Source organism: Nostoc sp. NOS(2021) (genome assembly GCF_017115025.1).
Classification (GTDB): Bacteria; Cyanobacteriota; Cyanobacteriia; order Cyanobacteriales; family Nostocaceae; genus Nostoc.
This window is the reverse complement of the sequence record NZ_JABXKM010000053.1, coordinates 14059-28186: the sequence shown is the minus strand read 5'-3', so window position 1 is coordinate 28186 and position 14128 is coordinate 14059. Positions and strand designations below refer to the sequence as shown.

At 40.3% G+C, this 14128-nt stretch carries 15 protein-coding genes; 6 read left to right on the top strand and 9 right to left on the bottom strand.

Translation table 11 applies throughout. The annotated features are described in order from the left end of the window. Positions 1-337: 337 nt before the first annotated feature. The gene (locus tag HWQ41_RS06195; RefSeq protein ID WP_292760719.1) at positions 338-1201 is read left to right on the top strand and encodes a M48 family metallopeptidase; all 864 of its coding nucleotides are present in this window, start codon (positions 338-340) and stop codon (positions 1199-1201) included. A gap of 292 nt (positions 1202-1493) precedes the next feature. Here the strand turns inward: HWQ41_RS06195 and HWQ41_RS06190 are convergent, their stop codons facing one another. Both HWQ41_RS06190 and HWQ41_RS06185 read right to left on the bottom strand, forming a co-directional pair. Then, positions 1494-2249: a metallophosphoesterase family protein gene (locus tag HWQ41_RS06190; protein ID WP_292760718.1), complete on the bottom strand. Its 756-nt coding sequence runs from the start codon at positions 2247-2249 to the stop codon at positions 1494-1496. A 475-nt stretch (positions 2250-2724) separates the two neighbouring features. After that, the gene (locus HWQ41_RS06185; RefSeq protein ID WP_292760717.1) at positions 2725-5868 is read right to left on the bottom strand and encodes a plasmid replication protein, CyRepA1 family; all 3144 of its coding nucleotides are present in this window, start codon (positions 5866-5868) and stop codon (positions 2725-2727) included. A gap of 401 nt (positions 5869-6269) precedes the next feature. Here HWQ41_RS06185 and HWQ41_RS06180 point away from each other — a divergent pair, with 401 nt between their 5' ends. Both HWQ41_RS06180 and HWQ41_RS06175 read left to right on the top strand, forming a co-directional pair. Then, positions 6270-6566: a DUF2281 domain-containing protein gene (locus HWQ41_RS06180; RefSeq protein WP_292760716.1), complete on the top strand. Its 297-nt coding sequence runs from the start codon at positions 6270-6272 to the stop codon at positions 6564-6566. Next, positions 6563-6937, top strand: a complete 375-nt coding sequence (locus HWQ41_RS06175) for a type II toxin-antitoxin system PemK/MazF family toxin (RefSeq protein WP_292760715.1) — start codon at positions 6563-6565, stop codon at positions 6935-6937. Before HWQ41_RS06180 ends, HWQ41_RS06175 begins: the two co-directional genes overlap by 4 nt. 79 nt (positions 6938-7016) lie before the next feature. Here the strand turns inward: HWQ41_RS06175 and HWQ41_RS06170 are convergent, their stop codons facing one another. The 6 genes from HWQ41_RS06170 to bchB all read right to left on the bottom strand — a co-directional run bounded on the left by HWQ41_RS06170 (position 7017) and on the right by bchB (position 11267). Next, on the bottom strand, positions 7017-7847 hold the full coding sequence (locus HWQ41_RS06170) for a DUF3825 domain-containing protein (RefSeq protein WP_292760713.1): 831 nt from the start codon (positions 7845-7847) through the stop codon (positions 7017-7019). Between the two features lie 155 nt (positions 7848-8002). Then, positions 8003-8233 (bottom strand): hypothetical protein, encoded by a 231-nt coding sequence (locus HWQ41_RS06165; RefSeq protein WP_292760712.1) that lies wholly within the window; start codon positions 8231-8233, stop codon positions 8003-8005. Positions 8234-8259: 26 nt separating this feature from the next. After that, a complete protein-coding gene (locus HWQ41_RS06160) occupies positions 8260-8616 on the bottom strand; it encodes a hypothetical protein (protein ID WP_292760710.1) in 357 nt (118 codons plus the stop codon). A gap of 15 nt (positions 8617-8631) precedes the next feature. Next, a complete protein-coding gene (locus tag HWQ41_RS06155; protein WP_292760709.1) occupies positions 8632-9006 on the bottom strand; it encodes a hypothetical protein in 375 nt (124 codons plus the stop codon). Positions 9007-9385: 379 nt separating this feature from the next. Next, entirely contained in the window at positions 9386-9631 is a 246-nt protein-coding gene (locus HWQ41_RS06150) for a hypothetical protein (RefSeq protein ID WP_292760708.1), read from the bottom strand. Positions 9632-9740: 109 nt separating this feature from the next. Further along, the gene (gene bchB, locus HWQ41_RS06145) at positions 9741-11267 is read right to left on the bottom strand and encodes a ferredoxin:protochlorophyllide reductase (ATP-dependent) subunit B (protein WP_292760706.1); all 1527 of its coding nucleotides are present in this window, start codon (positions 11265-11267) and stop codon (positions 9741-9743) included. 456 nt (positions 11268-11723) lie between these two features. On the opposite strand from bchB, the gene HWQ41_RS06140 reads away from it, so the two are divergent. Then, positions 11724-12413 (top strand): Uma2 family endonuclease, encoded by a 690-nt coding sequence (locus HWQ41_RS06140; protein WP_292760704.1) that lies wholly within the window; start codon positions 11724-11726, stop codon positions 12411-12413. Positions 12414-12453: 40 nt separating this feature from the next. Here HWQ41_RS06140 and HWQ41_RS06135 read toward each other — a convergent pair whose 3' ends face one another. Next, the gene (locus HWQ41_RS06135; RefSeq protein ID WP_292760702.1) at positions 12454-12597 is read right to left on the bottom strand and encodes a hypothetical protein; all 144 of its coding nucleotides are present in this window, start codon (positions 12595-12597) and stop codon (positions 12454-12456) included. 72 nt (positions 12598-12669) lie between these two features. Here HWQ41_RS06135 and HWQ41_RS06130 point away from each other — a divergent pair, with 72 nt between their 5' ends. Together HWQ41_RS06130 and HWQ41_RS34260 are read left to right on the top strand one after the other, a co-directional pair. Continuing rightward, positions 12670-13725, top strand: a complete 1056-nt coding sequence (locus HWQ41_RS06130) for a DNA adenine methylase (RefSeq protein ID WP_366931638.1) — start codon at positions 12670-12672, stop codon at positions 13723-13725. Continuing rightward, positions 13707-13808 carry a DpnII family type II restriction endonuclease gene (locus tag HWQ41_RS34260; protein WP_366931639.1) on the top strand — a complete coding sequence of 34 codons (102 nt, stop codon included), beginning with the start codon at positions 13707-13709 and terminating at the stop codon, positions 13806-13808. Before HWQ41_RS06130 ends, HWQ41_RS34260 begins: the two co-directional genes overlap by 19 nt. Positions 13809-14128: the final 320 nt, after the last annotated feature.

Sequence of the window (14128 nt, the reverse complement as noted above, 5' to 3'; positions counted from 1 at the left end):
GAAGGTTTTCGATGGGAATAGCAATTTTCCCTATTTAGTAATAACTCAAACCGGCTGGGCGTTGCAGTTATGCGACAGTTTATCACGAGTTCGTAAGTTCGGAGTGGCGGCAGATGACTCTCAAACTTTTGCCTGTTAAGACTGACGCACCCAGAAGGTAAAATCTAGTGTTTAAGCCTATCCCTAGCCCCCCACAATTCGGTAGATTTGCGTAAGCATTGGCTGTATAACAACCCCTTTGGTCTTGAGTTAAGAATGCAACTTAGAATGATCTAAAACCGTCTCATAATTTGTCCCATCATTTTATGTTCTCCGAAAATTATCTTCAGTGCAGATTATGTTGAATTGGAAAAGTTTTGTTGCAAATTACCGTGTGTGGCCGCGTCGCTGGTTTTATCCTTTAATTTCGGTGGTAGTCGCCCTGAGTCTGTGTCTGAGTACACCCTTGCCTGGAAGAACTTTAGACTTCTTGCCTCTTCTACTCCAAGGATTTCAGGCATTTCAGCTTTCTAATATATCCCCTAACCAAGAAGTTGATCTTGGTAAGCAGATTAATCAGGAATTAGTCGGCAGTCAAGTCCGGCTTAACCGCAATCCCGAAGTTAATCGTTATGTGCAACAAGTTGGTCGGCGTTTAGCAGCTAATAGCGATCGCCCCGATCTCCCCTATACCTTCCAAGTAGTTCAGGATGACACTATTAATGCTTTTGCTACCTTGGGCGGCTATGTATATGTCCACACGGGTTTGCTGAAAACCGCAGACAATGAGGCGCAACTAGCAAGTGTACTCGCCCATGAAATTGGTCACATTGGCGGGAAACACGTAGTCAAACAGATGCAGCAAAAAGCGCTCGAAAGTGGCCTATTAACAGCTGCTGGCTTAGACCGGAGTACGGCGGTGCAAATTGGTGTACAGTTAGCGCGAGACTTGCCACGCAGTCGTAAAAATGAATTTGAGGCTGATCAAAGAGGATTAAGAACTTTGACACGTACTGGTTATGCTCAGTCTGCAATGGTTTCCTTTATGCAAAAGCTGCTGAAAAAGGGTGGTTCTGCTCCGACATTTTTGAGTACGCACCCCGGAACCAGCGATCGCATTGATGCCCTCAGACTTGCAATTAACTCTCAACCTAGTAATGGAGATTATGGCTTGGATAAAGCTAGTTATAAAGCTAATATTCGACCATTAGCGAAGTCTTGAGGGTATTGGGCATTGGTTATTACCCTTATCTCCCACCCTGCGGGAAGCTAAAGCTACATCTCCCTCAGTCTTTTTCTTCAATTTTGAATTTTGTTAGCGCAGCGTAAAGCCTTCTCTTCTCCCAAGGGGAGATGCACTCGCGTTCGAGAGGCAACGCCTTCGGCATAGCTTCTCTACGAGACGCTACGCGAACGCTTAGAGCGAGTCCACGTTCGCTTTTAGCGTCTCGTAGAGAGCGTCATTTTGAATTTTGAATTGATTTCTCCCCACTCCCTTTCATCTCGAATATTGCTCAATTCTTATTGCGGCGATCGACTTTGATTTTGGCTGGATCAACTCTGATCACTACATCTTCTAAGGGCAGGACACGGAGATAGTTTTTAAAGATGTTAACTTGATAAACTAAGTTATTCGTGACATCTAGTCCAGTTAACCAGCCACTCTTGGGATGATAAGCACCAGTATCTATGTCTAGCCATCCCTGTCCTTGTGCCAGTTTACCAGGAGAAACACCCGGCAGAGTAAAAGTAATGGTGTGACCGATGATAATTTGCTTATCTGGGAAGTAGGGTTTTTCAATACTATGAAATTCCTCTCGTATCCAACACAGTTGATCGGCAGTTTGTTCTGCCACCGACTTGGAAGGGTCAACACCAGCATGAGTTAACCAAATATCCCCTAAGTCGAGATATGTAGGCAAACTCTTGAACCAATCCAGATGGTCATCAGGGATTGTGTCTTGGTGGTAACTGTCCACGGTAGCTTGTCCTCCACCATACAGCCATGCTTGCATCGTCGGGGAGGAGGTTCTTTCATTGGTCAGAATGTTTAATAACATCTGCTCATGATTTCCCAGCAAACATGGGTAGTTATTTCGCTTGACAAAATTAACTACTTGTGCACTATGAGGCCCGCGATCAATTAAGTCTCCCAGAAAATAGACTTGATCCTCTGAGGTGGGGGCGATCGCCTCCAACAATGTCATCAAACCTTCATAGTGACCATGCACATCCCCAATTACAATTCGTCTGGGGCTAATTTCGCTCATTGTCTCTTAGCTTCAATAGTTTTGGCTAATACTTCTGCTACAGTTTAAGCTTTCTGGTTTCCGCAATTAAAGGTAAAAATACTGAACAAGTTTTATTTTAATTTAATTATTCTCCCAGTAATAAAATTAATCTATGATGACAATGGGGTAGAATGTATAGTTTTGAGTGCTAAAACCCACATTCCGCACTTCCTTTTCTAATATGCTGATATTACAAATTTTGGGCTAATGGTAGTTGAATAGCGATGTCTACGACGGGCTACGCCTACGCCAAAAGCCTAGTAAATATCAGTGTTAATACTTAATAATTAAGATTTTTTGAAGCATTAAAGTATGACATTTTGAAGTGCGGAATGTGGGATTTTATACAATCTAAAATTAATTAAATTTGCTCATAGTAAAGGCTCCAGCCCTTAAAATCGGGGTGAGTCCCTCACTACAAACCTTTAATTCCTCACGCCTATCTACTTAGATATTAGGGTATGATATTAACCACTGCGGCATAAGGCTTGGTTTGGATAATTTCAAGCTTCCAGTCTGAAGAATAATCAGGCAACTCATAGCCAACACTCTTAACATGAGCCAACATCAACTCATCCCGTTGATGCCAAACTGCAAATATTCTCTCCCTGCCATCATAAAGCGTTTCTAGGTCGATTTGATAAACCTCATTTACTCGCTTTAGTTTCAAGCCCAACAAATTTAACAGTCGGCTGAGTATTTTTATTGCCGAAACCTGCTCTTTCTCCCCGACTAAGTTAATACCAAGCGCTCTTTTAATATGCTTACTATGCTGAAAAACAATATTTTTAAGCAATATCAAATCTGTATGACTCTCGGTAAATTCTCGTTCTGCTTCGAGAAACTGAAGCATTCCCAAGGCTCTCATCGCCTCAACTTTCAGCGTGTAAGTTTTTAAATCTGGTAGAAAAACTTTCCCTTCACCCCAAGACAATTGCTGATGCCATTCTTGCTGGTCTCTGACGTGAAAATACTCGCTTTCGTGAGTTAGATAATAATGAATTAACAGTTGACGATAATATCCGTGGTCATCCTGCAATTTTAGCCAAGGAGTAATTTCTACAACATACCTTTGTCTGAGAACATATTTATTGATTTGGTTGCGCTCTCCATCAGTCAGGGAATGCTTCACTAATAGCTGCTCATATTCTACATAATCGATATCTTGAGCATTAGCGACAGCAGTTGCTAGCGATAGTTGATTTTGCTGCTTAATATCTTTAATTTTGCGTTTAATCTCTTTAGCTTTTTGACGGCTTTGCGTCCAATCTTTTTGAACTTTAACAATTTCTAAAACTAATCTTCTGCGAGTAGCTAAATCATCAGCATCAGTTGCCAAAAAGGCCAGGCGTAAATCTCGAATAATATTATTGTGAACAGCATTACTCCGCAACTGAATTTGATGACCATCAGCAATCAAACCATCTTGCATCGATTGACGGTATAGGCGGATAGAAGCATTTACCCGTGCAGATAATTTAGCCCAAGTTCGCAAATGAATCGGGTCATGAACTAAAGGTAAATCTACATCTATTTTATGTAGTGGACTAAGCAAAGCTAAATTTTCTTTTTGATTTTCTTGATACCAATCAGATAGCAAGCGATAATTTGTACTACCACTACCAATTAAGCCAATACCTCGTTTAGCGCACCAGACAACACGCGGAACATCATCCCGCACTCTCGCTAATGCTTGTCTTGCTTCCGAGTCAGGAATTACCCCTTGAAAAATGCCATAAACTCGGTCGAAATGCTGGACATCAATACTAATTCCTGTACCAAGGCTAGGGGTAACAAAAACGCCGTCATATTCAGAGATTTTTTGATTGATAGCGGCGATAAAATCAACCGCTTCGTGTCCAGGTGTGTTTGTAGTGTGGCTACTAACTACCAAGGTTTTAGGAAATTGCCGTCGGAATTTTTGTAACCGCTCTTTCAGATAACGTTCAATGGTTTCACAACTATAACGCCCAGCGCGACTATCGGTAGTAACGTAACATTTACGTCCAGCAAGTAAATCCAATTCAAGTTGGTGAATTAGCGGTGTTGGGTTCGGCGAATCATAAAAAGTTACGTCCCAACCATGCTGAGGTTTCCACTGGTTGAGAACTACCCAAGGTGTTAATTTAATTCCTACTAATCCCTGTAAATATTCAAGTGACACATCTGATAAATCAGCATCTTGGGCAATTACTAACCCTCCAGTTGTTAAAACTGTGGAAATTAGTTGCTGGAATAATTTTAATATTTTTACACGCTTGTGTTTACAAGTATTACTGTTTAATAGATGCCACAAAGATTGCTCGACTTCATCTAAAATTACTATTGCTCCCCGCCAATTTTCCGGGTTCAGTTTCCAAATCGAATCAACACACAATCCAAGGGAGTATTGAGGAAAGAGAGAGCGGAGGATGGGAGGAGCCGGGGTAAGTGTTTTATCAATCCTTTTCTCCCCATCTTCTTTATGTGTTCCCCATTGAATACCAATTTTTTCACACAAAAATCGTCCTAGCAAGATTCTGTGAGTAATTAACAAAACGGGTTGATTTCTACTTTTCGCTTGTTGAACAACGCCTTGCAGTGCTGTAGTTTTTCCTGTTCCTTTTGCTGACTTTACTCCTACTAATCCAGAAGTGGGGAAAGGTATTTCACCTATGTAAGGACGGTTGAATGTGAGTGCAGCCGGAATGCTTAACTCAGTGTGGGGTTTAGTTTGAGCAAGATAAATTTCTAAATCAACACTTTGGCGATAAACTTTATCAAAACTACTTGCACCTTTAGCAGTAATAAACTCATCAACTCCTTTTTCGATTCCTGGAAGTTCAATGACTTTAACAGTGCAATTTTTTTGCTGAAATAAACAACCAAGTTGAGAAATAGCATTATTTACAGCAGCAATTGTCTTGGGTTGAGTTTCAAAATCAAAGCAAATGTAAAAGCTGCGCTTTGTAATCGCAAACGCGCCTAAATCGGGAATTAGCTGACGACGAGTAACTTTGCCAAATTCATCTTTAACAACTCGATAACCACTGGTAATTCCGGGAATGGCAATAGCTACATATCCTTGCGTCAACAGTGTGGCTGCTTTCTTCACACCCTCGCAGATAACGAGGGGAATGTTCTGTTGCATCACCCATTGCCAAAAGCCTTCAGCTTCACCATCAGAAGTAATGGTGATATTGTCAGGCATGACCAGATTGTAACGTCCAGCGACTTGCTGCCACACTTGCAGCGTTACCCGCAAACAAAATACCCGCGTTGGAGTGCTGGGCGGATGCTCGTATTTGATGGACTTACCATTGTGATTCTGTCGGGGTTGGCTTGGCTTAAAGCATCCCCATTCCATCATTTGCCAATTATTCAAAGGGTCTAGCCCCGAACACCACCAACCACCTTCAGTGATATGAGCATAACGCTGCAACCAACTACTTTTCACCATTCCGGTATTGGTGCGGGGGAGTAGCTCAGAAATCAATAAGTACTCATAAGCTGTTACGCCTTGGAGTGACCTAAAATTCAGTTGCACTAAGTGTAAGTCTATACCACTGCTCTTGACTAATTCTTCAAGGTGTTGGGGGTGTAAATAGTGCAGATGCATAGGGAAAGACGCTAAGGGAAAGTCAATGAGATTAAAACATTAACACGCATCTGCTTTTTTTCTATAAGAGATATTGCGAGGCTTTAATGATGCTTTTTTTACTTCGTTACAGGAGACACATCGGTTAAGACTTTAGTGGGTTATTCTGCCTATTAGATCCCCGAAGTAATAATTTTGTATTGTGATATTTGTTCGCTATTAATTTTTATTTATCAGTAGATTTATTGGTTAAGGAATGCGATCGCTAGAGGGGTTGCAGCAGCGATCGCTATAGGGTAACATTTTGCAAGACAAGCTTTGTCAGGATTCATAGATGCACAGTAGGTTGTCGTCAGATATTACTTTTGGGATAAAAGCCTATTATTCTGGCTAGAAGCAATGAGTTACACTATTAAGCAAAGATGGTGTCTGTAAACATGGATTCTCTCAAAGAAAAGATTTTGGAGAAACTAGAACGCCTTCCAGAAAATGCACAGCAGGAAGTTCTAGATTTCTTACAGTTTCTAGAGTGGCGAAAGGAGAATCGTCAAGAATCTCAGTTATCTGTAGTCAGTGAAGAATCTGATGCAGGATGGCTAGAGACTGACTTATCGAATTTGGGTAGCTATGAACCTTATGATTGGCAACCCGGTGAACTAGATAAGGGTTTGCCTGTTAAGTATGTTCCTGGAATGGGAGTAGTCATTGTTGAGCAATGACTACTCGTTCTTTACAGTTTGGGGATGTTGTAACAGCACGTTTTCCTCAACAAAACCCTCAAGGTCGTGAGCAAGAATGTTATAGACCTGCAATTGTTGTCGGGTTCCCAAACCGCTTGGGGATACCTCGCTTTTCGTTAATAGTTGTAATTCCCATGACTACTGATAGAGGGCAAATGTGGGCAATCGCTTCACCAGATTTATATCCACGTTTTGCAGCAGGAGTTGGTGGATTAAGTTCGCCATCTATTGCTTTATTAGATCAGGTTAGGGTTTTAGATGTTAACCGTCTTGTTGATTATCGAGGGAGTTTGACACCTGACGAGTATGAGCCTATTTTGATTGGACTTCAGCGTATGATTAATCCTTGATTTTAGAATAGGGCGATCGCTTATTTACTTTTGCTTCATACTCTATAAGTATTTTTAACCCAACACTCTGAAACTTCCATTACTCGACCTCATCGACTGATACTACTTTTGCAGCCCAGCTACTAACTACCCAAGGTTTAAGCTGATCAGCTCTTGCTACAACTGGTCGTATATTGCTGTAGTAGGTAGTCTGACTTTCAGGGTTTAATGCAGTACGAACAAATATAGGTAGGTTATCTTGACCAATTTCAATAGGTACTACTAAATCAGGAGTAGCTGTAATATTTTCTTGATTCTGAAGGTAAATAGGAACGTAATATTGTACTTTTCCAAAGTACCAGCACGGTTGTTGAAGCCCTCTATAAATTGACCATTGGATAGCACCAGTTAAAGCACAAATTTGAGCTACAGTTCCTATACCTTGGAGAAAAGGTACTCTCTCAGAACGTTCTCCTAATATATGCTCATCCCTGACAACTATCTCATTACCAATAGCAATTTCTGGTGATTTAGGAACCTCTGGAGCTGCTGGAAACTCAGATACATCATCAATATCGTGTCCTAAACCTGCAAAGGTCAATGCCCACGGTTGATTTATCGAACGGGTATTTTTATTTTGTTCAAACTTCAGATAGATTGGTACGCTATACCTATTTCTCAGTAAGCCCGCAGTCACAATAAAGCCATCTGTAACTTCTATAAATCTACCTTGTTCTATGCTCCAATACAGAGTTATTGCTATGTATTTTTTTAAAACATTTAGTTCCCTTCCCCAGGCCTCATCTAAGGCTTGCCTGTTGAGGTTATCGATGGCAGTTGGAGTAATAAATGCAAAATTATAAAGCTGTTGTAAGACACGGCTTGTTCTGACTGAACCGTACTGTTCTAACAAATCTTCTTTTGAATGCATAAAATTACCTAAATTACTAGTATTACTAAATACTCTTCAATAATAGACATAGCTAAAAGGTATTTTCAAGGAATGCCCCTAAATTTTTTAATCGCTAACTCCTAAATCTACGCCCCGACAGTTTCCTTCGCGGCGTACAACACTTCAGCATTGATTTATTTGAAACTTCCCCAGGTTTCAGGTAGAGGGTTGACCCAGGAAATAGGCACAGAAACTACATCTAGAGTTTCACCGTCTTTAAAGATTTCTAAAATATATCCTGACTCTTGCTGAGTTTTAGTAGGACGTAGATGATCCAATACAACCCCCCTATTACCAGCTTTTACAGGACTGTTAGGAACATCCTGCTTCAGTTCTACCCACTGAAATAAGCTAGCTGTTGTCATTGCTTAATTTTTTCGTGGACTATCAGTTAAGCATAGATAGTACGCAAAGAGTCTAATTCATTAGTATCAGTTACAACTTTACGTAATGTTTCACTGAAATAGAAAACTTCATAGTTGGCTGCAAGTTCTTTTTGCAGTCGCTTCCACAAGCTAATTCCTTCTGCTTCAAAAGCCGTTTTAGCCTCTAAACTGGGAAAACCTGAAGAATTAGGATCTTCCCAGTTTAACTTTGCATCATAAACTTCTGCCCATTTTTCCAAACGGCTAATAGTTTCTTGACTTAATGGCATTATCTCTGGATCAATATCTCCAGCTTTATCGGAACTAGCCCACCATAGCGGGTAGCATCCATAATCAGCCATAAGTTTGATTTTTTCTGCCATAGTCACTTCAGCGAATTATGAGGAAGTTCTGGGATTAGCACCCACTATATATCCATTATCGCTTACAGTCACACTGATGTATTGGGTTTTGCCATTAAAATTAACTTCATAAATAGGGCGAGTTTTTTTTCTTCCTTGATAACCAATTATTTTACCTTGGGTTACTGCGGTGATAATTGCATCTGGTATCTGGTTTGGCTCGATTCCCTTATCTGCAAACTCTAAAGAATGTTCTTCCAATATGTGTTGCAGTCCTGCTTCAGGATTTCCCTTTTCTAAAAATATGATTTTGCCATCAGTTTGCTTGGCAATCCGCACAATTTTCTCAGGACTGTGGTTAACGCCAGCATCAAGGAGCGCCGCAAGTAATGCCGCTGTATCTTGATTCATATTTAATTTGGTTATTTTAAATAATAATTTATATAATTAATTTAATAATATCTCAGATTCAAGCTGCTTGTCAAGCCTTTTAGTTAATAAAAATGAGGGTAAAGATCCTCAACAAATCTTTACCCCTTAATCTTCTTAATTAACCTTCAAATCTACGCTCCAACCGACTCCTTCGCGGCGCACAATACCTCAGCATTGATTTCCTTGAAACCGCGATCGCAATTAATTTTCTTGGTGCTGCACTAGATTTATATTCTGTTACGTGAAATCATTGTTGAATAGCACGTAAAACTTCTAATTCACTAGGATCAGTTAAAACCTTGCCTAATGGTTCGCTGAAATAAACAACTTGATAATTAGGTGCAAGTTCTGTTTGTAGTTACTTCCACAGACTAATTCCTTCTTCTTCAAAAGCCGCTTCAGCTTCTTCACTCAAATCTGGTGAGTTAGCAGGATCTTGCCAATTTAATATTGCATTATAATTAGCCGCCCATTTTCTCAAATGGCTAATGGTTTCTTGACTGAGGGGCAGTCTGGCTGGATCGATATTACCAACTTTATCAGCATCTGCCCACCATAAAGGATCGCACCCATAATCAGCCATTAGTTTTATCTTTACTGCCATAGATATTCAGGTAGAATTATGGTATTTAATTTTTATCACTAAAGCAAAAAAATGGGGGTAAAGAGTATACATATCCTCACCCCCTCAATCTTCTCGATTAACCGCTAATCTACGCCCCGACAGCTTCCTTTGCGGCGTACAAGACCTCAGCATTGATTTCCTTGAAACCGCGATCGCGGGCAAATTTTTCAGTATTACGCTTCACTTTACCGCGCACAAATCCCGGAATCTTATTCAATTCTGCTTGACCATCTTTTGTCCAATTCAAATCAGAATCAGCAGAAATTCCCCTAGTAATTACTTCTTTGGTATCATGACCACCGAAGATTTCTAACAGGTGATCTTCCATTCCCAAAGTGAAGGAATTGTAGATCAGATCTGTAATCTGATTCGTGCCTTCGTAACCCATAAATGGTTTGTAACCAATGGGGAAGTTTTGGACGTGGATTGGTGCAGCAATTACGCCGCAGGGAATATCCAAACGCTTACCAACATGGCGTTCCATTTGGGTGCCGAAAATGGCGGAGGGTTCGACACGAGCGATCGCATCCCCAATTGCACCATGATCTTCGGAGATTAGCACTTCATCGCAATACTCGCTCACCTGTTCGCGGAACCAGTCTGCATCATATTTACAGTAGGTTCCAGCCCAAACAACATGAATCCCCATCTCTCGCGCCAGAATCTTGGTAATGGCGGCGGCGTGGGTGTTGTCACCAAAGACCACAGCTTTTTTGCCAGTCAAGTTTTGACAGTCAATCGAACGGGAGAACCAAGCAGCCTGAGATACATGCAAGGTTTGCTCATTGATGAAGTTTTCGTAGTCAACTTCTGCACCTTGAGCATTAATTACCTGCTGAATCTTGCGAATACAACGGGCAGTTTCCACTACACCCATTGGAGTAATGTCTATATAAGGTGTGCCAAATTGTTCTTCCAGGTAACGGGCGGTGGTTAAACCGAGTTCACGGTAAGGCACCAGGTTAAACCAGGCTTGGGACATCTTTTTCAAGTCATTCACCGAAGCACCTTCGGGAATTAAGGTATTTACCTCAATTCCCAAGTCAGCCATTAGCCGTTTCAGTTCGGTGCAGTCGTGATTATTGTGGAAACCAAGGGTAGTAGTACCGATAATGTTAACTGAGGGCTTTGCAGTTTTGCCCTCTGGTAATTCGCCCCGCTTCCGAGCTTTTTCAATGTAGTATTGAACGATTTGATCCAAAGTGCGATCGGCGGCTTGCAGTTCGTTGTAGCGGTAGTGGTTCACATCCGCCAGCATTACATCCCCTTTCGCTTCCAACTGCGATCGCTCCACAAAGTTGTGCAAATCCTCTTGCAAAATGCTAGAGGTGCAGGTGGGAGTTAACACAATCAAATCTGGGTGTTCTTCGGCATCCTTGCGGATGATGTTATCTACCACCTTCTCTTGAGAACCGCGTGCCAAAACGTTGCGATCGACGACACTGGTTGTCACTGGGGTAAAATCCCTCTCCCGCGATAGCATGGAGCGCATGACGTTAAAGTAGTCATCGCCAATTGGGGCGTGCATGATCGCATGAACATTTTTAAAAGAACTAGCGATTCGCAGAGTGCCGATGTGGGCTGGGCCTGCATACATCCAGTAAGCTAATTTCATGCTTGTGTTCTCCCTTTTCAACTCAAATAACTAAGTAAGTGGGCGTAAAAAAATATAAGATAGAGCTTACCATCAACCCCTTCGGTGCGATCGCGCAGCGTGCCGTTGACAGAGAAGGGGAGTAGGATTAAAGCCTCTCCCCTTGCAAGAGGAGAGGTTTTATATTTAATTCAGCCCATCTACTTATAAGTCCTTGATTATTAAATCGTTTCTGATTTTCTCAAACCTGCTGGCTGATAAAAAATAAGGTTTGTTGCGGGTTGTAGGGGAGGCGATATGGCTGAAACCTAGTTAATGCTTGGGATGCGGCTATCTATTTAAACAATATGCCTGTTGTTTTTGTAAAAAAATCTTAATGTTCGGGTAAATTTGTTTATTAATCTCTCACTCCCTAGTCGGTTGCGTTTTTACCTAATTCGCTAGGATATACACAAGCTCATTTTCAGTACAAAAATTATGGTGAAAACACCCTCCCAGCCTTCGACAATTCCTCCTCTGGAAAATGGCGACAAACTCACCCGCTACGAATTTGAGCGTCGCTATAATGCCACCCCTAACCTGAAAAAAGCTGAATTAACCGAAGGGATTGTCTATATTATGCCTGCTGCTCTGCGTTTCCGAAGTCACGGTCAACCGCATGGTTGGATTTTGACATGGCTTGGTACTTACGAAGTTGCAACTCCTGGTGTAGCGTTGGGAGTTGAACCTACCGTCCGCTTAGACTTAGATAACGAACCTCAACCCGATGCTGTTCTCCTGATTCAACCGGAAGCAGGTGGTCAAACGCGGCTGAGTGAAGATGATTATATTGAAGGTGCGCCAGAGTTAGTTGTGGAAATTGCTGCTAGTAGTGCTGCTATTGATCTTCATGGCAAAAAACAGGCTTATCGTCGCAACGGTGTCAAAGAATATATTGTTTGGCAAGTTTTAGACCAAAAATTGACTTGGTTTTCTCTTGAACAGGGTGAATATCTGGAATTAGTACCTGACAATGAAGGCGTTTTGCGAAGTCGGGTATTTCCAGGGTTGTGGTTAGCGGCGACGGAGTTATTAGCAGGTAATATGCAGGGTGTTTTGAAGGTTTTACAAGCAGGTTTGCAGTCTGCTGAACATGAGGATTTTATCAACAAATTAGGTAGTGATTAACCCGCAACTAGGGATCTAGCTTCTGATTTTAACAACATGGCTACTGACTAACTGGCTTATTCAATGCTGGTAGAACACGAAAATTAAAAACTTCTTGCCAAACTTCCTCACCTTGTTGGCAGACAAAAGCTTTTTCTAGTTCTTGGAACCTCAAATAGTCTCGGTTAGCTATAGCAGTAAGCATACCTATCAAGTCATTGTTAATTGTGATTCTGTCATTGCTTTTTGTCCCTAAAAATACAGACAAATCTGAGAATTGGGCGCTTGGTCTCAATTATTTCTACTAATTGCTTTAATTTGTGCTATGTTAATTAAACAAAATTTTAGTACGCATGAACTAATATTAAAAGAGTTTGCTACATCTGTACAGGTTAAGCTAATGGTTCTAACTCTCTCAACGATTCCAACAGTTCCAAAGCCTTTTTTGAAATGGGCTGGTGGTAAAAGCCAGTTAATCGAGCAAATAAACAATTTTTTTCCAAATGAATTATTTAACGGCTCAATCAAAAGGTACATCGAACCTTTTATAGGAGGTGGTGCAGTCTTTTTCTACATCGCACATAAATATGATATTCAAGAATTATTTATTTCTGATATAAATGCAGAATTAGTCATAGCATACAAGACAATTCAAGAGAATGTAGATGATTTAATTAAAATTTTATCTGAAATTAGAACTAAATATTTGTCTTTTGATGAAAGTGATAAAAGCAAATATTTCTATCAAATGAGAACACAATTTAACAGCCGAAGAAAACACATAAACTTGGATAATTACCATTTTGAATGGATAGAAAGAACTGCCCAACTTATTTTTTTGAACAAAACTTGTTTTAATGGACTTTTTCGTGTCAATTCTAAAGGTGATTTTAATGTTCCAGCAGGCAAATATAAAAAACCGAGTATTTACAATCCAGACAACTTGAAATCTGTTGCTCAAATTCTACAAAATACTCAAATTTATCATGGAGATTTTACTGAATGTGAAAGATTTGTTGATGAGAAAACATTCGTCTATTTTGACCCACCCTATAGACCAATTAGTAATACATCTAACTTTACATCTTATTCACAACTGCCATTTAATGATTCTGAACAATTAAAGTTACGAGATTATTTTAAAAAACTAGATAATAAAGGCGCATTAATCATGATTAGTAACTCCGACCCTAAAAATGAAAATATAAATGATCATTTTTTTGAAAATGCTTATGCTGGTTACCAAATAGAGAGGGTTAGAGCCACACGAAATATAAATAGCAATGCGTTAAAGCGAAACTCAATAAATGAACTATTAATTATGAATTATTAGATAACTTTATATCAAGACAAGGGCATAAATTTATTTGGGTAACGGATGGGCTTGGTTGGAAAACCACTTTACGCCCTTTATAAGAGACTTTTAGATATATTGATTACACTTTAAATCTCAATATGGTTGTCAGGGGATTACTTGCGGAACTGATAACACAAAATCTATAATTTTTTTTCTTTATTCAAGCAGCAGAGTAGTAGAAGTAATTTGCAGCAGGTACATTTTTTGCAAAGGCTGAAAACAGAAAATAATGCGATATCAAAGGAATGTGTTACCAGGCTTAACCTGGCAACAAGTAACAGGTATTTAGGTTTTCTTACGTTAGTTATTACAGCAGATTGCAACTTAATGAGGTACAGATAATCGTAGGGGCACAACATGTTGTGCCCCTACCCGTGTA